Genomic DNA, 17215 nt, shown 5'->3' on the forward strand with positions numbered 1-17215 from the left:
ATCTGACGGTGAGGGGCCGCCGGCGCGGCCGCCCCTCACCGTCAGACCATGACTTTGGCATATGCCAGAGAGATGCGTCACTGTTGGGAGACGGGGAACGCGCCACCAATCTCGTCAACACCTGCCCCCTGAAAGCCTCTTGGCGGCTATCGTGGACAGAGCCCCCATTCGGGGCTGCGTCAAATTGACAGCTTGGCCGGAAAGCGCAGGGGGAAACCGTGGCGCTGAAGCACGAGCCGACCGCGCCGTACCACTCGGCTCAGGACGCCCTGCGCGTCCTGGAAACCGTGGCGCGGCACACCACCGGCGTCACCGACGTCGAACTCGCCCGCCTCACCGGCCTCGGCCCGGAGCGCCTGACCACGCTCCTGCGGATGCTGCGCCGCGAGGGGTACGTCGAGCAGGTCGCCGACGGCGCGTACGTCACCGGCGACGCGCTCACCCGACTGAGTTCCACGTGCGGCAGGGACCAGGCCCTGCACGCCCAGCTCCAGCGCAACCTCGACCGGCTGCGCGACTCGGTCGGCGCCGCCGTCTACATCAGTCGGTACGTCGACGGCGAGATCCACGTCAGCCAGTGCGCCGACAGCCCGAACACCCCGGCGGTCAACGAGTGGGTGGACTTCCGCTCCGCGGCGCACGCCAGCGCGATCGGCAAGAGCCTTCTCGGTCAGCTCGACATCAACGCCCGCCGCGACCACCTCTCCCGCCACAAGATGGCCCGCCTCACCTCACGCACGATCACGAACGAGCGGCAGCTCCTGTCCCGGCTCGACGCCCAGGCCTCGACCGTGCCCGTGCTCGACCTCCAGGAGTACGCGGTCGGCACGGTGTGCGCGGCGGTCCCCATCACGGCCGGCTCCTCCGTGGGCTGCCTCGCCCTCTCCCTCCCGGTGCGGCACGCCCACCGGCTGCGCGAGGCGGCGGACACGCTGAACCGGGGCGCGGCGCCGGTACTGCTCTCGCTGGCCATCTGAGCGGCCACGATCTCTCCCCCGGCCATCCGAACGGTCCCGATCCGAGTGGCCCGGCCCACATCCGCCTGGTCCGGAGCACCCCGGCGGACCAGGTAGTATTTTCTTTGTCGCCAACCGCGAAAGCGGGAGGCGAGAGTCATGCGCCGCTAGCTCAGTTGGTTAGAGCAGCTGACTCTTAATCAGCGGGTCCGGGGTTCGAGTCCCTGGCGGCGCACAATGCGAAAGCCCTCCACGAATGTGGGGGGCTTTTCTCATGGGCCTCATGGGCCTCATGGGCCTCTGGGGCGCGAGCGCTCACTGCTGCCTCACCTCACCAGCAGCTCCTCCCGCCCCCGCGCCCGGTACTCCGCCACCAGCCCTTCCACATCCCCCGCCTCCAGCCGCCGGTACGCGGCCTCCCCCGGTGGCCGCCACCACACGGGATCCGCGCACCGGAACCCCTCCCGCCGCAACCCCACCCGATGGATCTTGTTGGTGGCCGTGACCGGCATCCGCTCCACGACCCGCACGAACCGAGGCGCCATTTTCGTCCCCAAGTCGGCCTGGCCCAGCAGGAATTCGGCGAACCGGAGGGGGTCGAAGTCCGCCCCCTCCCGCAACGCCAGCGTCGCCATCACCTGGTCCCCGGCCACCGGATCCGGCACCGCGTACACGGCCACAGCGGCAGCGTCCGCGTACCGGGCGAGGATGTTCTCGATCACCGCCGCAGCCAGGTTCTCGCTGTCGACGCGAAGCCGGTCGTCCGTCCGCCCCGCGAAGTACAGGAACCCTTCGGCGTCCCGGTAGAAGAGGTCTCCCGTCCAGTACCAGCCCTCCCGCTGCCGGGCCGCCTCCGCGGCCTCGTTGCGCCAGTAGCCCTCAAAGGGGTTGGGCCCTCGGTTCACCAACTCGCCGATGGCCTCACGCCCGTTGAGCAGTCGGCCGTCGTCCCCGAAGTCCGCCGCGGGGCACTCCTCCCGGCTCACCGGGTCGACCACAGCGAGGTCGTCCCCCGGTGCCGCCCGCCCGATCGCCCCGGCGGGCGTCCCGGGTGTCCGCTGGATCGCCGCCCCGCCCTCCGAGGACCCGTACCCCTCCACCAGCCGCACCCCGAACCGCTCCTCGAAGGCGGCCGCGTCCACCGCCCCCGCCTCCGTCCCGAAGCCCAGCCGCAGCGGATTGTCCCGGTCGTCGGCTTGCTCCGGGGTCGCCAGGACGTACTGCACGGCGCGTCCGACATACGTGAAGTACGTGGCCCCGTACGCCCGTACGTCCGCCAGGAACCCCGAGGCCGAGAACCGCCGCCGAAGCGCGACGCCCGCACCGGCCGCGAGGGCGGGTGCCCAGTCCGCGATGACGGCGTTGCCGTGGAACATCGGCATACAGACGTAGTGCACGTCGTCCGCGCGCACCCCGAAGTGGTCGACCAGCGAACGCCCGGCCGCCGCGAGCCGCCCCTGCGAGCAGATCGCGGCCTTGGGAGCGCCGGTCGAGCCGGAGGTGAAGTACAGGAGGAGACGGCTCTCCGGAGCGGCGGCCTTCACCGGCTCGGGCCGCGCGTCCGCGTACGGCGCGAGCAGTTCCTCGTACGCCTCGGTGTCGGTGACCAGCAGCCGTACGCCCGGGAGTTCGAGCCCATCGAGCAATCCGAGGTGCGCCTGCTCGGTGACCAGGACGCGGCACTCGGTGTGCAGGATGTCGCGGGCGAGTTCGGGGCCCCGGCGGGTGGGGTTGATGCCGGCGACGGCGGCGCCCGACAGGGCGGCCGCGCTCAACCACAGGGGATATTCGGGAGTGTTGTCGAGCAGCACCCCGATGTGCGGCTCGGCGCCGGGCGGCAGCAGGTCGGCCAGCAGCGCAGCCCGCGCCGCCGCGCCCGCCGCCACCTGGTGGTGGGTCAGGGACCGCTCCTCGAACCACAGTCCCGGCCGGTGGTCGCCCCACCGCTCCTGTACGAGTTCCGCGACGGTACGCCTGTTGGACCCCGACCCCGACCCCACGCTCCTGGCTCCCATGGCGGCGCACCATAGTTGACGTACCGTCAGATAGGGAGGGGTTCAGACCGAGAGGGGCGGAGAGGGTACGACGACGATGTCGCCCTCGACCGCCGCCCCCGGCCCATCCTGGTCGTATACGTTCGCAGGCAGTCGCGAAGATGAAGTCCATCGCGTCCCCCGACGTTCGGTACAGCTCCACGCACGCCGTCATGGTCATGTCGGCGTGCGTGGAACCTACCCGTGGGGGGTGGGGAAGAGCCTTGAGAAACCCAGAGATCTCGCTAAGAAACCCTCAGAGATCCCGTTCAGAACGTGACGTCCGAGCATGCGTAGAACGCGTTCCCCGTGTCGGCGATCGTCCACACCGCGAGGATGACGTGGTGTCCGCTCTTGCCGGTCGGCAGGGTGCCGCTGTGCGAGAGCGTCGCCGGGGGCTGGCCGCTGTAGGGGACGGTCAGGAACGGGGCGGTGACCAGCGCCGACCGGGTGAGCGGAGCGTTCTGGTTCCAGCCGTTCTTGGTGATGTAGTACTTGAAGTCGCTCGTGGAGTGCCGAGCGGTGAACTGCCAGCGGAACGTGTAGCTCTGCCCGCCGGTGACCCTGGTCGTCGGCCAGGCCCCGCCGGAAGGTGTCGTCGCCTTGTCGAGCGCACCGAAGTTGCCGTGGTTCGCCGAGCAGATCTGGCCGTCCGCGGGTCCGGCCGCCGGGAAGCCCTTGGGGCCCTCGACGCTCTGGGGCTCCCACTGGATGTCACCGCAGTTGGCCACGGTGCCGTTCTGACAGAGTTTCTGCCGGCTGATGGGGAGGTCGGTGTAGCCGTGACCGCTGGCCCCACCGCTGGAGAGTACGAGTGCTCCCGTCGTGGCTAGGCCGACGACGGCCGCGTACCACTTCGTCTTTTTCCGCATGCTGCCGCTCCTGGAGAACGTGGGGGAAGTTCCGTGAGCTGTGCAGGTCTAGACCAAGCCTCAGATTATTACTGAGCCTTGGCTGTGTCCATATCAAAGACGTGTCCATACCAATGTTCAGACCAATCCCGGAACAGGATTCGGCGGCAGCGGGCCGAGCGGTGAGTGAGTCAGCGTGCGTGCGTGTGCGGCTGTCAGCGGTCTCCGTGTCCCGTGTAGAACGCCACCGTCAAGTCCTTCACCAGCGCCTTGCGTTCGTAGTCGTCGAGTTCGACCAGCCCGCGCACGGTCAGCCTGGTCACCGTGTCCTCGACGGAGTCGACGACCGAGGTGAGGACCTTGTCGCGGTGCTGGGCGTCCAGCGCCGCGAAGCGGCGGCGCTGCATCACGGCCGCGACCTCGGGCGCGTACTCGACGCGGACCGGCTGCGCGGAGAACACCTGGAGGCCGACCGCCGCCGCGTCAGCGGCAACGATGCGGGTCAGCGAGTCGCCGACGGCCTCGGTGTTGCGCAACGTGGCGGCGTCCGCGGCTCTGGGCGAGCCCGGCGACACGTCGACCGGCAGCTGCGCGAGCACCCGGGCGAGCGCCGCCTCCACGCACTCGCGCAGATACCGCTGGTGGTCCTCGACGCCGAGCGCGGCGCGGGCGGTGTCCTTCACCCGCCAGACGACGAGCACGACGACCCGCAGGGCGACCCCGTTCGCGTCGGCGGCGGGCATCGGCTCGCTGCGCCAGTGCCGCAGCCGTACGTCGATCCGGCGGCGCAGCAGCAGCGGGTTCACCCACATGAGCCCAGTGCACCGGACCGTACCCCGGTAGCGGCCGAAGAGACCGAGCACCCAGGCACGCCCGGTGCGCCCGCGGGCCAGCCCGCCGAATCCGAAGAGGCCGAGTGCCCCGCACCCCGCGAGCGCCGCCCACTGGGCACCGCCGAGCCCGGTACCCGCGTACGCCGGCAGCCCCAACGCCGCCGCGGCGAACGGCGGCAGGGTGCCCGCCCACCACGACGCGAGTACGCATCCGGCCGCCCCGGCGGTTCCGGCCAGCACCCCGGCCGCGCCCGGCAGCACGCGTGCGGGGCGCTCCACCAGATCGGGGTCGATCTCCGGCACCGGCCGCGGCTTGACCGGAGCGGGCGTGCGCCGGGCGATCCGCGGCTGCTCGCCGGTGCCCCGCCGACGGCTCACCACGGCGGGCGCGAGCGGCACGGACACCGGTTCGGGCTCGTCCCGGAACAGCAGGTGAACCGGGATCTCGGTGGTCGCCTCGTTGTGGATGAGCCGCGCCCCGCGGCCAGCCGTGTCCGGGGTTCCCTCGAACTCCGGGGAGTGAGAAGTCGTCGTACTCATGCGTGCCTCCGTGCCTCCGCGCCAGGAAGAACTGCGGGAACTGCAGAAGAAGGGCCTGCGAAGCGCCCCTTCAGGAGAAGAGCCGACGCCAGGTCTCCGGCCCCGGACAGCCGTCCGCCGCCCCGCCGCGCCATCCCTGCGCGCGCTGGAACGCCTCGACGTTGCGCCGGTCGCTCTCGCCCCAGCGTGGCCCCGGCCCCTGCGTGTAGTGCGTGCCGAACCCCTTCTTCACCAGTTGGTTCCCGAGCCGCGTGACGTACGTGTTGCTGGCCCCGGGCCGGAACAGCGCCCGCCCCGGATAGCCGGGGACACCGTGCGAGGAGACGCCGTCTCCGGCCGAAATCCGCCCCGTACCGCCGGAATCGCCCGAACCGTCAGAGCCGCCGGAACCGCCGGAGTCCCCGGCGCTGCCGCCGCGCCCGGCCCTGATGTCCTTGCCCTTTCCGCGCACGAGATACGACCAGGTCTCCGGGCCCGGAATCCCGTCCGCGTCCGCCCCTCTCCAGCCCTGCGCCCGCTGGAACGCCCGGGTCGCCCGCCGGTCGGCGCCCGACCAGCGCGGTCCCGGCCCCGAGCTGTAGTACGGCCGCGCCCCCCGCGCGACGAGCATCCGCCCCAACCGGGTGACGTACGCGTTGTTCGCGCCGGGCCCGAAGACGGACGCGCCCGGGTAGGCGGTCGCGCCCGGAGACATGACCGGCGTGCTCGGAGCGGCCGGGGATGCCGGGCCCGCCCCGCCCGCTCCCGCCTTCAGCCCCTTGTACCGGTACGCCAGATAGCGGTCCGAATGCCTCCAGTAGGCGTACGGAGTGGCCTGCTTGCGGGCGTGCGGGCGGGCCTCCTCGTATGCCACGTAATGGCTGTGCGTGTAATCCGTCCAGCCGCCGAAAAGCACGACGTGCGAGCCCTTCTCGGGGTCCGCCGGATTATGGAACAGCAGAATGTCGCCGGGCTGGAGCTGGTCTCGGGGAATCCGGACGCCGTACTTGTCGAGGCTGCCCGTCCATTCGTTGCCGCCGAGGTTCCAGGCCATCGAGACAAACCCCGAGCAGTCCTGGCGGTACCCGTCGGACCAGTACGCGCTCATGCTGTACGGCACCTGCGCGGCGACCCACTCCTTGGCCCGGTTGATGATCTCGGCCCGGGTCGTCGGGGGCGCCTTGACCTTGGCCGGGACGTCCACCGGGACGCCCGCCGGGCCGTGCAGCGGGGCCTTGCCGCCCTGCGGAGTGTCGGGTTCGTCAGCCGCGGGAACGCCGGGCCGTTGCGGGGCGTGCGCGGCGGCGACGGCCATCGACGCGGGGCCCGCGCCGAGCGCCGTACCCGCCGCGGCGGCCACGGCCAGGGCCCGTGCCGCGGCCGGATGCCCGCCGAATCCGCTCGCCGGTGAATGCGGCAGAACCCGCCGCCAGTGAATACATCCTGGGCAGTCGCAGTCGCTCGCGGGATCGAATTCCTCGAATACCGGAGCCGCCATGCGATTCCCCTCACACGCCAGGTGGAAAATTCCGCGCTTGTACACGTTCGTCAGTTTCTCAACTGTGGTGGGGTGTCGCATGTTGACGGTCCGAATGATGTACGCGGTGCCTCCGGCGGTTCGGCGGAGGGCTCGTGTTCATTCGGGTGCGGGTGAGTGGGGGCTGGGCGCGGGCCCGACCCCCGCAGGCGACGCAGCGGCCCCAGCCACCGACCCGGTCACCGGCCGTCCTCGGGTCGTCACCGAGCGGCCTTACGTACATGGCGTGATTCACGCCACTCTCCATCGAGGTTCAGACACCAGGAACCCCATAGAACGCGTACGACCGGTAAACACCGCGTTTCGCATCTTGCGATCATGATGAACGACGTAGAACCCTGGGCGACAAGAGGCTGCTCTTGCAGGGCAGTTGGGGGTTTAGAACCGGTTTGCGTCCAGAGGCGGGGAAAATGGGGGCCCCGTTCGTGAACTGATGTCGAGGGGGGCATCATGCAACCGGAAGCCCCGTGTGCCATGTCTATAGGGTATGTAGATGATGTGGTGACGGGGGTTGCTGTTGATACGCCTGTGAATGTCTAGGGGGACATGAGCGGGCGAACGGAACAACGAGCACGCGGCGACATTCGCGTGTGGGGGGATGACTCATGACGTCGACGCCGACGGGCGCCCGGCAGAACTTCGATCCGTCTGAAACCACTCAGCTCAGGGTGGGATCACAGCGGACCGGTAGCTTCCGGAGAATCAAGAAGACCTTGCCGAGATACGACTACGAGCACTACAGCCGGCTCGCGGGTCCTCTCACCCAACCCGATCCGACCAAGCCGTACAAGGTTCAGTACCGCTCGCTGCTCTCGCAGGAGCCGCACCGGCTGCGCGCTGCCCTCATGCTGGGCGCCGCACCGTTGCTCTCGATCGTCCTGCTGGCCTGGCTGCTGCAGCCCAGCCACTGGACCGAACGGGACTATCCCGCCTACGACTTCCTCCCCGCGCTCGACGTCGTGATGCTGGTCTCGATCGGTCTGATCGAGCTCTTCCGCTGCATGAACGTGCTGTCCAACGCGCATGCCACGCTGGTCGCCCGCGACCCGATCCCGGTGGTTCCCGAGACCGGCACGAGAGTGGCGTTCCTGACGTCCTTCGTGCCCGGCAAGGAACCGTTGGAGATGGTGACGAAGACCCTGGAAGCCGCGGTCAAGATCCGTCACCGCGGCCTCATGCATGTCTGGCTCCTGGACGAGGGCGACGACCCCGAGGTGAAGGCGGTCTGCGAGCGCCTGGGCGTGCACCACTTCTCCCGCAAGGGCGTCGCCAAGTGGAACCAGCGCAAGGGCCCGCACCGCGCCAAGACCAAGCACGGCAACTACAACGCCTGGCTGGACGCGCACGGCGACAACTACGACTTCTTCGCCTCGGTCGACACCGACCACGTGCCGCTGCCCAACTACCTGGAGCGGATGCTCGGCTTCTTCCGTGACCCGAACATCGGCTTCGTCATCGGCCCGCAGGTCTACGGCAACTACGACAACCCGATCACCAAGTCCGCCGAGTCGCAGCAGTTCCTGTTCCACGCGCTCATCCAGCGGGCCGGCAACGCCTACGGCTCCCCGATGTTCGTGGGCACCTCCAACGCCGTACGCATCAAGGCGCTGAAGCAGATCGGCGGTCTGTACGACTCGATCACCGAGGACATGGCGACCGGCTTCGAGATCCACCGCCACAAGAACCCGGCGACGGGCAAGAAGTGGCGCTCGGTCTACACGCCCGACGTGCTCGCGGTCGGCGAGGGCCCCAACGCCTGGACGGACTTCTTCACCCAGCAGATGCGCTGGTCACGGGGTACGTACGAGACGATCCTCAAGCAGTACTGGAAGGGCCTCTACTCGCTGCCGCCGAGTAAGTTCTTCAACTACACGATGATGATCATCTTCTACCCGATGTCGGCCCTCAACTGGCTCCTCGCGGCGCTGAGCTGTGCGCTGTTCCTGGGCCTGGGTGCCTCGGGTGTGAACATCGACCCGGCGATCTGGCTGATGCTCTACGGCAACGCCTCCGCGCTGCAGATCGGCCTCTACGTCTGGAACCGCCGCCACAACGTCTCGCCGCACGAGCCGGAAGGCTCCGGCGGTGTGGCCGGTATGATCATGTCCGCGCTGTCGGCGCCGCTCTACGCCAAGGCGCTGATCGACTCCGTGCTGCGTCGCAAGAGCAAGTTCGTGGTGACCCCCAAGGGCGATTCGGCGAGCCCGGACACCTGGTTCGGGACCTTCCGGTACCACTGGTACTTCATCGTGATCTTCGCCGGCTCGATGGCCGCCGGCTTCACCTATGGGCACGCCCACCCGGCGATGATCATCTGGGCGACCTTCGCCCTGCTGATCACCGCGTCGCCGATCTTCGCCTGGCGCTGGATGATGCGGCAGGACAAGAAGAACAGGAAGCACCGGCACGGCGACGCGCCCCAGGATCCCCCGGCGCCGCCGCAGGACAGCCGGATTCCCCAGCAGACCCAGGCCCCGGCCGCCCCGCACACTCAGCAGAAGCCGAGCTGGGCGGCGGGCGGGGGTAACGACCAGACCGTGCAGATTGCCCTTGGGGGACATAAGAAATGAAAGACGGTTCCAGCCGCCGCCGCGCCCGCCGCATCGCGATAGGTGCGGCGGTGGTGCTTGCGCTGGCCGGGATGAACGGCCCCGCGCTCTACCGTTTCGGGTCGGACCAGTACCACGACTACAAGATCAACAGACCCGAGTACAAGGCCGACAACGGCAAGTGGGACATCGTCGAGTTCCCCGAGGAGTACCGGCAGAACACCATCCACGCCGCACTCCTGCGGACCGGCAAGATCCTCATGGTCGCGGGTTCGGGCAACAACCAGGACAACTTCGACGCGAAGAAGTTCGACACCCGGATCTGGGACCCGGTCAAGGGAACGATCAAGAAGATCCCCACCCCTGCCGACCTGTTCTGCACGGGGCACACACAGCTGTCCAACGGCAATCTGCTCATCGCGGGCGGCACCAAGCGTTACGAGAAGCTCAAGGGCGACGTCACCAAGGCCGGCGGCCTGATGATCGTCCACAACGAGAACCCGGACAAGCCGATCACCCTGCCCGCGGGCACCAAGTTCACGGGCAAGGAGAACGGCAAGACGTTCGTCTCGAAGGACCCGGTCGTCGTCGAGCGCGCACAGAAGAAGTTCGACCCTGACACCGGCAAGTTCGAGGGCAACGAGCCCGGTCTCGGCCGCATCTACGTCGAGGCGCAGAAGAGCGGCAAGAAGTACGAGACGGGCACGCAGGACAACTACCGCGTGCAGGGCCTGTCGGGCACCGACGCCCGCAACACCTACGGCATCGCCCAGAAGCTCGCCCTCGACAAGAAGGACTTCCAGGGCATCCGCGACGCCTACGAGTTCGATCCGGTCGCCGAGAAGTACATCAAGGTCGACCCGATGAACGAGGCGCGCTGGTATCCGACGCTCACCACGCTGTCCGACGGCAAGGTCCTCAGCCTCTCCGGCCTGGACGAGATCGGCCAGCTGGTGCCGGGCAAGAACGAGGTGTACGACCCGAAGACCAAGGACTGGACGTACACCAAGGGCATCCGGCAGTTCCCGACGTATCCGGCGATCTCCCTGATGCAGAACGGCAAGCTGTTCTACTCGGGCGCGAACGCCGGCTACGGCCCCGACGACGTCGGCCGTGACCCGGGCATCTGGGACGTGGAGACGAACAAGTTCACCAAGCTCCAGGGCATGTCCGACCCGAAGCTCCTGGAGACGGCGGGCACGGTGCTGCTGCCGCCCGCGCAGGACGAGAAGTACATGGTGATCGGCGGCGGCGGGGTCGGCGAGTCCGAGCTGTCCAGCAAGAAGACGCGCATCGTCGACCTGCTGGAGGACGACCCGAAGTTCGTGGACGGGCCCGAGCTGGAGAAGGGCACCCGCTATCCGCAGTTCTCGATCCTGCCCGACGACAGCGTGCTGGTGTCCGGCGGCTCCGAGGACTACCGCGGCCGCGGCGACTCCAACATCCTTGAGGCCCGCCTGTACGAGAAGGAGTCCAACTCCTTCAAGAAGGTCGCCGACCCGCTCGTGGGCCGCAACTACCACTCGGGCTCGCTCCTGCTGCCCGACGGCAGCGTGATGGTCTTCGGCTCGGACTCGCTCTACGCCGACAAGGCCAACACCAAGCCCGGCAAGTTCGAGCAGCGCGTCGAGATCTACAAGCCGCCGTACCTGTTCCAGGGTTCGCGGCCGACGCTCTCCGGCGGTCCGAAGACCATCGAGCGCGGCGAGTCGGCGACGTTCCAGTCGAAGCACGCCTCGTCCATCAAGTCGGCCCGCCTGATCCGGCCGAGCGCCTCCACGCACGTCACCGACGTCGACCAGAAGTCCATCGCCCTGGACCTCGAGAAGACGAAGGACGGCGTCACGGTCACTGTCCCGAAGAGCCGCAACCTGGTCGGATCCGGCTGGTACATGCTGTTCGTCACGGACGACCAGGGGACGCCGAGCGAGGCCCAGTGGGTGAAGGTGCCTTGATTGCCCTGAATTCCTGAGCATTACGTGACTGGGGGCGCCCTCCGCCAAGGAGGGCGCCCCCAGTCACGTTCCCGTACGGGCTACTTGCTGGCCTTCGCCAACTCGAGCGCGTACTCCGGCCACCACTGCCCCGCCTTCGGGCCGCCCTTGCACGTACCGTCGGACTCGCCCGGCCGCTTGACCCACAGGTAGGCGTCGACGAGGTCGTCGCCCGTGTCCGTCGTGGGCTCCTCGCCGAGCGCGCGGCCCGGCGGGTTGCACCAGTTCTCCTTCGGGTCGCCTTCCGTATACGGTCCGTTGCCGTTGCGGCTGGTGTCGATCACGAACGGCTTGTTGCCGACCTTCGCGGACAGCTCCTTGCCGTACTTCATGCTGTCCTCGGTCGTGTAGAAGTTGGACACGTTGACCGAGAAGCCGTCGGCCTGCTCGACGCCCGCCAGTTTCAGCGGCTCGGAGATGTCGTCGGACTTGCCCCAGCCCGCGTTGCCCGCGTCCACGTAAACCTTGGTGTTCTTCAGGGACTTGAGCTTCTCGACGGCCCCCTTGATGAGGTCGTAGCGCTCCTCGTGGAACTCCTGGGGCGTGCAGCCGTCCACGATGTGCAGGACGGCGTCCGGCTCCAGGATCACCGTGGCCGGGCGGTCCCCGATGCCCGCGGCGACCTGGTCGATGAAGCCCCGGTACGCGTTCCCGTCCGCGGCGCCACCGCCGGAGAAGTTGCCGCAGTCTCGGTGCGGAATGTTGTAGACGACGAGCAGCGCGTCCCGGTCGGCCTTCGCGGCCGCCTCGGTGAAACCACGCGCCTCCGCCTCCGCGTTCTCCGGAGTGATCCACTCGCCGGTGGGCTGCTCGGCGATCTTACGGATGAGTTCGGCGTTGTCGCTCTTTTCGTCCTCCACGTATGTGGCCAGTTGCTCGGCCGCGTTTCCGTCTGGATTGACCCAGTAAGGGTCGTTTTCCTTGGGCTGTTGGCTGACCTTGGCGCTCGGCTTTTCCTTTTCGCCGTCGTCCCCCGAAGAGAAACACCCCGCGAGCAGTAGCACAGCTCCGGCCACCGCCACGGACGCCTTGGCCCCGGGCCCCCTGCTCCCGTACATCAAACTCCCCCTCGGGTGCACCGTCCGAAGCACCAATCCTGACATACGTGTCGGCGCACCCACGAGGCAAGTCGCCCCTTGTCGGCCAGCTGTTACACCCCCTCGCCGCCGGGTAGGCGCCCCACCGACGAACGGGGCGGAGCCGATCTTGGGGAGGGGCTCGACATGCACCACGGCAGTCGGGAGATCCAGCTGGGGATGGCCCTTGTGGAGGCCGCCGACACACTGTCCGAGGCCTTCGACACAGGAACGTACCTGCAGAGGCTCTCCGACCACTGCGTGGCCCTCCTCAACGCCTCGGCGGCCGGCATCATGCTGGTCGAGGGCGGCGAGAGGGTGTCGTTCGGCGTGAGCAGCCGCCGGCAGGAGCTGGCGCTCGACCTGCTGGAGATCCAGCACCACGGCGGGCCCTGCCTGGACAGCTACGGCACCGGGGAGCCGGTCCCGCCGGTCACGATCAGCGCGGCCCATGCCGCCTCCCGCTGGCCCGACTTCACGGCGCGGGCACTGCGGTACGACGTCGCGGCCACCTTCGCGGTGCCCCTGCGCCGGGACGGTACGGCCCTCGGCGCACTCAACGTCTTCGTCCCCGCAGCGCCCCAGCCACCGCAGGCACCCCAAGCACCCCAAGCACCCCAATCGTCGCCCCTACAGCTCCAGGAGTCCCTGTCACCCCACCCGCTCGCCCAGACCGAATACCCCGCACCCGAGGACGAGTCGGGGCTGCACCTCGCACAGACCCTGGCCGACGCGGCCGCCGTCGGACTGACCAACCACCGCACGTACTCCCAGTACCGCACCCTGGCCGGCCAGCTGCAGCAGGCCCTCTCCAGCCGCGTGCGCATCGAGCAGGCCAAGGGCATGCTCGCCGAGCGCTGGGGGACCGGAGTCGACGAGGCGTTCATGGAACTGCGCCATTACGCGCGCAGCCGTCAACTCCCCCTCGACGACGTCGCGACGGCCGTGATCACCCGCGCGGAGGACGTCGCGGACCTGGGCCGCGGCCGCGACGGACCTTCGTAATCCAGCCGCCAGCTGCGCGGATTACGCAGCGCCAACAGACCGGGACTTGGTGTCAATCAACCCTCTAGGCCGGAGCGCCCATCCGTTCTAGAGTCTTCTCAGACGGCCCCGGCCCCTGGCCGTCACACCATCCGCGTCATCCGGATTGGCCCCCGAACCTCCCGTGCAAGTCGCCGGGTTACTCCCGCAGCCCGTGCGTGCACGGTCGAGGACCAGCCCGGTCGGCGGCTCCGGGGGGAGCGGGCCGCTGACCGGGCCAGGTGCGGGACCCCGAGTCTTCACAGGCCGGTGCCGCTGAGGTACGCGGAGACGACCACGTTCGCCGTATAGCTGCGGCTGGCCCGGTCGAAGGTGCCGCCGCAGGTGATCAGGCGCAGTTCGGCCCGCCCGGACTGCCGTGCCCCGTACGCCTGTTGGGCGTCGAAGCGGTCCCGGGCGAAGACCTGGACGTCCTCGACGGTGAACTCGGCTACCGTGCCGTCGTCCCGGAGCACCCGGATCATCTCGCCGGGCCGCATCTCGCTGAGGTGGTAGAAGACCGCGGGCCTGGTCCGGGTGTCCACGTGCCCGACGAGCAGCGCGGTCCCGGCCATCCCGGGCCGCACACCGTCCCCGTACCAGCCCACGACCCCCGACCGCTCGTACGGCGGCGGCTCGATCGCGCCGCGCGCGTCGAGGCCGCGGGCCACCACCCGCGCCTGCACGTCCAGCGCGGGTATGTCCACGCGCTGCGGCCGCGCGTCCCCCAACGGCTCGACCGCGGGCGGCAGTTCGACGCCGAGCGGCCGCCCGACCGCCGCCACGTCGCCCGTGGTCGGCGCGGATATGCCGTGGCGTACGTCGGTCACCTCGCGGCCCCACAGCCACAGCCCGAGCAGCAGCAGCGCCCAGGCCACGCCCATCAGCAGGCGGCCGCTACCGGAGGTACGTTCCCGTTCCCGATCGGACATGGCCACTCAGTCCGTACTCCCGCGCCCCCGGCGCGCGCTGCGCACGGCGACGGCCACGGCGGCGACACCGGCCAGCACCAGGCCGACCACCGCGTGCGGGGTGCCTGGCCCCTCCGACTCCGCCTCGACGGCGGCGAGCGGCGCGGCACCGCCACCACCCGCGTGCACGGGCGCGACGGGTGACTCGGGGGTGTCTGGCCTGTCTGGGGTGTCTGGGGTGTCTGGCCTGTCTGGGATCTCTGAGGCCTCCGAGGGCGGCGGCGACGTGATGGGCTTCGGCTGCTTCTCGTGCTTCTCGTGCTTCTGCTGCTTCTCGTGCTTCTCGTGCTTCTGCTGCTTCTTGTCCACGACACTGAAGGCGCCTTTGACCTTGCCGTCGACGCCGTCGCAGGTGACCTTGATGTTGTACGTGCCGGGGTCGAGCGTCGAGCGGACGCGGGTCTCGCCGGCCAGCTCCCCGGACTTCCCGGTGAGCTGCGCGTCCGCGACGAACGCCTCGGACGCGGCGGTGCCGGACTTCCCTGTGCAGCCCTGGACCCGCAGCTGGATGTCGCTGCCGGGGGCCGGGGACGCCGGGGTCACGGAGACGCCTCCGTCCGCCGCGTACGCGGCTGGGGCGAACGAGGCGGCTGTCATCGCACCGGCACAGAGAGTGAGTCGCAGTGAACCCATCGTGAAACCTCCAGATATCTAGGAGGTTCCCCCTACGAGGGCGGGGGCGCATCCGGAGAGTGGGCATCACTGCTCCGAACGAGTGCTCGGCGGGTTCGGAGTGCTCGGCAGGTGTCGAGTGCTCGGCGGGTTTCGGGTGCTCGGCAGGTCAGGAGTGCTCGGCGGGTTCGAGGATCCGGCTCAGATGCGGTCGACGAGGTCCGCGATGGAGTCCACGACCTTCGACGGGCGGTACGGGTACCTCTCGATCTCCGTGGGCGTGGTGAGACCGGTCAGCACCAGGAACGTCTGCATGCCCGCTTCCAGCCCGGCCAGCACGTCGGTGTCCATGCGGTCGCCGATCATCGCGCTGGTCTCGGAGTGCGCCCCGATGGCGTTCAGCCCCGTACGCATCATCAGCGGGTTCGGCTTGCCCGCGAAGTACGGCTTCTTGCCGGTCGCCTTGGTGATCAGGGCGGCCACGGCGCCGGTGGCGGGCAGCGGGCCCTCGGTGGACGGGCCGGTCTCGTCGGGGTTCGTGGCGATGAAACGGGCGCCGCCGTTGATCAGCCGCACCGCCTTGGTCATGGCCTCGAAGGAGTACGTGCGGGTCTCGCCGAGGACCACGTAGTCGGGGTCGTGGTCGGTCAGCACGTACCCGATGTCGTGCAGCGCCGTGGTCAGGCCCGCCTCGCCGATGACGTACGCCGAGCCGTCGGGGCGCTGGTCGTCCAGGAACTGGGCCGTGGCCAGGGCAGAGGTCCAGATGTTCTCGACGGGCACGTCCAGGCCCATGCGCCGGAGGCGGGCGTGCAGGTCACGGGCCGTGTAGATGGAGTTGTTGGTGAGGACCAGGAACGGCTTCCCGGACTCCCTGAGCTTCTTTATGAAGGCATCGGCGCCGGGAATCGGCACGCCCTCGTGGATGAGCACCCCGTCCATGTCGGTGAGCCACGATTCGATGGGCTTGCGCTCTGCCATGTGCCGTCTCCTGCCGTACGCGGTGCTGCGTCGCCCCCAGAGTAGCCATGCGCTCGATCTTGGTGGAGGGGCGGCGGGGCAGGGGCTTGCGGAGGACGGCGCGAAGAGGAGGAAGCTCGCGGAAGCTTGAGGAGGGGCAGCTTGAGGGGGAGGGAGCTTGAGGGGGCTGCTTGAGGAGGAGGAGCGGCTGTGCCCTCAGCGCCTGCGGCGGGCCGCGAGCAGCGCGGCGACACCGGCGCCGAGGAGCAGGAGCGCGCCGGCCGTCGCCGCGATGATCGCGCGGGGCGAGTCCAGCCCCGTCCTGGCGAGCTCGTCGGCGAAGGGGAGTCCTTCGGGCGCGGGCGGTACGGCTTCGGGGGTGCCTTCGTCATCCGGATCGTCCCGGTCGTCCCGGTCATCCACGTCGTCCGCGTCGTCCGGGTCGCCCCCGCCGTCCACGTCGTGGTCGCCCTCGTCGCTCTGGTCGCTCTGGTCGCTCTGGTCGCTCTGGTCGCTCTCGTCGCTCTCGTCGCTCTCGTCGCTCTCGTCGCTCTCGTCGACGATGCGGAACCGGTAGTCGTTCGACTGCCCGATCCAGTCGCCGTCGTCGACGCCTTCGTGCCGCTGCACGACGGCCGCGTTCGCGACGACGTCGTTCGGCACCGCCGCGTCCGACGTGACCGCCAGCCGCATCTTGACGGAGAGGGTCGCACCGGGCGCCACGGTGAATCCGAGGAACTCGTCCTCTTCGGGAGACTCTTCAGAAGTGCCTTCCGGAGAGCCTTCGGAAGAGCCGAGGACTCCGATGTTCTCGTCCTCGTCGGTCCGCTCGAAGGCGACAGGGCGGGGCCGCTCCCCGTCGTAGAACTCCAGGCGCGGCTGCTCCGGCTTCAGCGCCCGCTTCTCGTCCACGAGGACGACGACCGGGTGGATGTTCCCGCAGGTGGCGTCGGTCGTGTTGGTGAGGTCGATGTACCAGGTCCGGAACCCGCCTCCGGCGTCGTAGGTGGCCGGCCCGCCATGGATCCGCGTACGGACGGGGAACTCGCTGTTCCCCGGTGCCGCACAGGTGGGCCGGGTAGGTCCGTGGCCCTGCCCCGGCGCGGCGACGGCCTGCGTGTCGGCCTGTGCGGCGGGCACGGAGGCTGGGGCAGAAGTGAGGGCGGCTGCAGCGGTTACGGCGAGGGACACGGGCTTGCTCAGTCGCATGGACACGGGAGCTTGCCATGGGGGGACGGGGTGTCGGCCGAGGCACGCTCTGGGAGGCGCGGGTAGGGACCCGTTCGGGGGCGGGGGTGCCT

General features: G+C 69.3%; 13 protein-coding genes and 1 tRNA gene. 5 read left to right on the top strand and 9 right to left on the bottom strand.

Going from position 1 to position 17215, the window contains the following annotated elements; genetic code table 11:
- Positions 1-218 precede the first annotated feature (218 nt).
- Together ACTWQR_RS46835 and ACTWQR_RS46840 are read left to right on the top strand one after the other, a co-directional pair.
- Complete coding sequence (locus ACTWQR_RS46835) at positions 219-977, top strand: IclR family transcriptional regulator (RefSeq protein WP_443233428.1); 759 nt, start codon at positions 219-221, stop codon at positions 975-977.
- 140 nt (positions 978-1117) lie between these two features.
- Positions 1118-1191: transfer RNA gene (locus tag ACTWQR_RS46840), tRNA-Lys, on the top strand.
- Between the two features lie 91 nt (positions 1192-1282).
- Here ACTWQR_RS46840 and ACTWQR_RS46845 read toward each other — a convergent pair.
- From ACTWQR_RS46845 to ACTWQR_RS46860, 4 genes are all read right to left on the bottom strand, one after another.
- Positions 1283-2971, bottom strand: coding sequence for an AMP-binding protein (locus ACTWQR_RS46845; protein WP_443233429.1), 1689 nt, complete (start codon positions 2969-2971; stop codon positions 1283-1285).
- A 287-nt stretch (positions 2972-3258) separates the two neighbouring features.
- Entirely contained in the window at positions 3259-3861 is a 603-nt protein-coding gene (locus ACTWQR_RS46850; RefSeq protein WP_443233430.1) for a lytic polysaccharide monooxygenase auxiliary activity family 9 protein, read from the bottom strand.
- Positions 3862-4055: 194 nt separating this feature from the next.
- Positions 4056-5213 (bottom strand): SPFH domain-containing protein, encoded by a 1158-nt coding sequence (locus ACTWQR_RS46855; RefSeq protein ID WP_443233431.1) that lies wholly within the window; start codon positions 5211-5213, stop codon positions 4056-4058.
- A gap of 70 nt (positions 5214-5283) precedes the next feature.
- Positions 5284-6690 carry a peptidoglycan-binding protein gene (locus ACTWQR_RS46860; protein ID WP_443233432.1) on the bottom strand — a complete coding sequence of 469 codons (1407 nt, stop codon included), beginning with the start codon at positions 6688-6690 and terminating at the stop codon, positions 5284-5286.
- A 644-nt stretch (positions 6691-7334) separates the two neighbouring features.
- On the opposite strand from ACTWQR_RS46860, the gene ACTWQR_RS46865 reads away from it, so the two are divergent.
- A complete protein-coding gene (locus ACTWQR_RS46865; protein WP_443233433.1) occupies positions 7335-9299 on the top strand; it encodes a glycosyltransferase family 2 protein in 1965 nt (654 codons plus the stop codon).
- On the top strand, positions 9296-11233 hold the full coding sequence (locus ACTWQR_RS46870; RefSeq protein ID WP_443233434.1) for a galactose oxidase-like domain-containing protein: 1938 nt from the start codon (positions 9296-9298) through the stop codon (positions 11231-11233). The genes ACTWQR_RS46865 and ACTWQR_RS46870 overlap by 4 nt, the downstream gene beginning before the upstream one ends.
- 80 nt (positions 11234-11313) lie before the next feature.
- Here the strand turns inward: ACTWQR_RS46870 and ACTWQR_RS46875 are convergent, their stop codons facing one another.
- Positions 11314-12330, bottom strand: a complete 1017-nt coding sequence (locus tag ACTWQR_RS46875; protein ID WP_443233435.1) for a glycoside hydrolase family 6 protein — start codon at positions 12328-12330, stop codon at positions 11314-11316.
- Positions 12331-12495: 165 nt separating this feature from the next.
- Here ACTWQR_RS46875 and ACTWQR_RS46880 point away from each other — a divergent pair, with 165 nt between their 5' ends.
- The gene (locus tag ACTWQR_RS46880; RefSeq protein ID WP_443233436.1) at positions 12496-13353 is read left to right on the top strand and encodes a GAF and ANTAR domain-containing protein; all 858 of its coding nucleotides are present in this window, start codon (positions 12496-12498) and stop codon (positions 13351-13353) included.
- Positions 13354-13631: 278 nt separating this feature from the next.
- On the opposite strand, the gene ACTWQR_RS46885 is transcribed toward ACTWQR_RS46880, so the two are convergent.
- The 4 genes from ACTWQR_RS46885 to ACTWQR_RS46900 all read right to left on the bottom strand — a co-directional run bounded on the left by ACTWQR_RS46885 (position 13632) and on the right by ACTWQR_RS46900 (position 17123).
- A complete protein-coding gene (locus ACTWQR_RS46885) occupies positions 13632-14303 on the bottom strand; it encodes a class F sortase (protein WP_443233437.1) in 672 nt (223 codons plus the stop codon).
- A gap of 6 nt (positions 14304-14309) precedes the next feature.
- Positions 14310-14975 carry a hypothetical protein gene (locus ACTWQR_RS46890; RefSeq protein ID WP_443233438.1) on the bottom strand — a complete coding sequence of 222 codons (666 nt, stop codon included), beginning with the start codon at positions 14973-14975 and terminating at the stop codon, positions 14310-14312.
- A gap of 180 nt (positions 14976-15155) precedes the next feature.
- Positions 15156-15935 (bottom strand): HAD-IIA family hydrolase, encoded by a 780-nt coding sequence (locus ACTWQR_RS46895; RefSeq protein ID WP_443233439.1) that lies wholly within the window; start codon positions 15933-15935, stop codon positions 15156-15158.
- A gap of 195 nt (positions 15936-16130) precedes the next feature.
- Positions 16131-17123 (bottom strand): hypothetical protein, encoded by a 993-nt coding sequence (locus tag ACTWQR_RS46900; protein ID WP_443233440.1) that lies wholly within the window; start codon positions 17121-17123, stop codon positions 16131-16133.
- Positions 17124-17215: the final 92 nt, after the last annotated feature.

Source organism: Streptomyces sp. 2A115, assembly GCF_052245575.1.
Taxonomy (GTDB): domain Bacteria; phylum Actinomycetota; class Actinomycetes; order Streptomycetales; family Streptomycetaceae; genus Streptomyces.

Coding starts and splice junctions, on each gene's coding strand:
- ACTWQR_RS46845 (WP_443233429.1), bottom strand. CDS start 2,971: ATGGGAGCCAGGAGCGTGGGGTCGGGGTCGGGGTCCAACAGGCGTACC.
- ACTWQR_RS46850 (WP_443233430.1), bottom strand. CDS start 3,861: ATGCGGAAAAAGACGAAGTGGTACGCGGCCGTCGTCGGCCTAGCCACG.
- ACTWQR_RS46855 (WP_443233431.1), bottom strand. CDS start 5,213: ATGAGTACGACGACTTCTCACTCCCCGGAGTTCGAGGGAACCCCGGAC.
- ACTWQR_RS46860 (WP_443233432.1), bottom strand. CDS start 6,690: ATGGCGGCTCCGGTATTCGAGGAATTCGATCCCGCGAGCGACTGCGAC.
- ACTWQR_RS46865 (WP_443233433.1), top strand. CDS start 7,335: ATGACGTCGACGCCGACGGGCGCCCGGCAGAACTTCGATCCGTCTGAA.
- ACTWQR_RS46870 (WP_443233434.1), top strand. CDS start 9,296: ATGAAAGACGGTTCCAGCCGCCGCCGCGCCCGCCGCATCGCGATAGGT.
- ACTWQR_RS46875 (WP_443233435.1), bottom strand. CDS start 12,330: ATGTACGGGAGCAGGGGGCCCGGGGCCAAGGCGTCCGTGGCGGTGGCC.
- ACTWQR_RS46880 (WP_443233436.1), top strand. CDS start 12,496: ATGCACCACGGCAGTCGGGAGATCCAGCTGGGGATGGCCCTTGTGGAG.
- ACTWQR_RS46885 (WP_443233437.1), bottom strand. CDS start 14,303: ATGTCCGATCGGGAACGGGAACGTACCTCCGGTAGCGGCCGCCTGCTG.
- ACTWQR_RS46890 (WP_443233438.1), bottom strand. CDS start 14,975: ATGGGTTCACTGCGACTCACTCTCTGTGCCGGTGCGATGACAGCCGCC.
- ACTWQR_RS46895 (WP_443233439.1), bottom strand. CDS start 15,935: ATGGCAGAGCGCAAGCCCATCGAATCGTGGCTCACCGACATGGACGGG.
- ACTWQR_RS46900 (WP_443233440.1), bottom strand. CDS start 17,123: ATGCGACTGAGCAAGCCCGTGTCCCTCGCCGTAACCGCTGCAGCCGCC.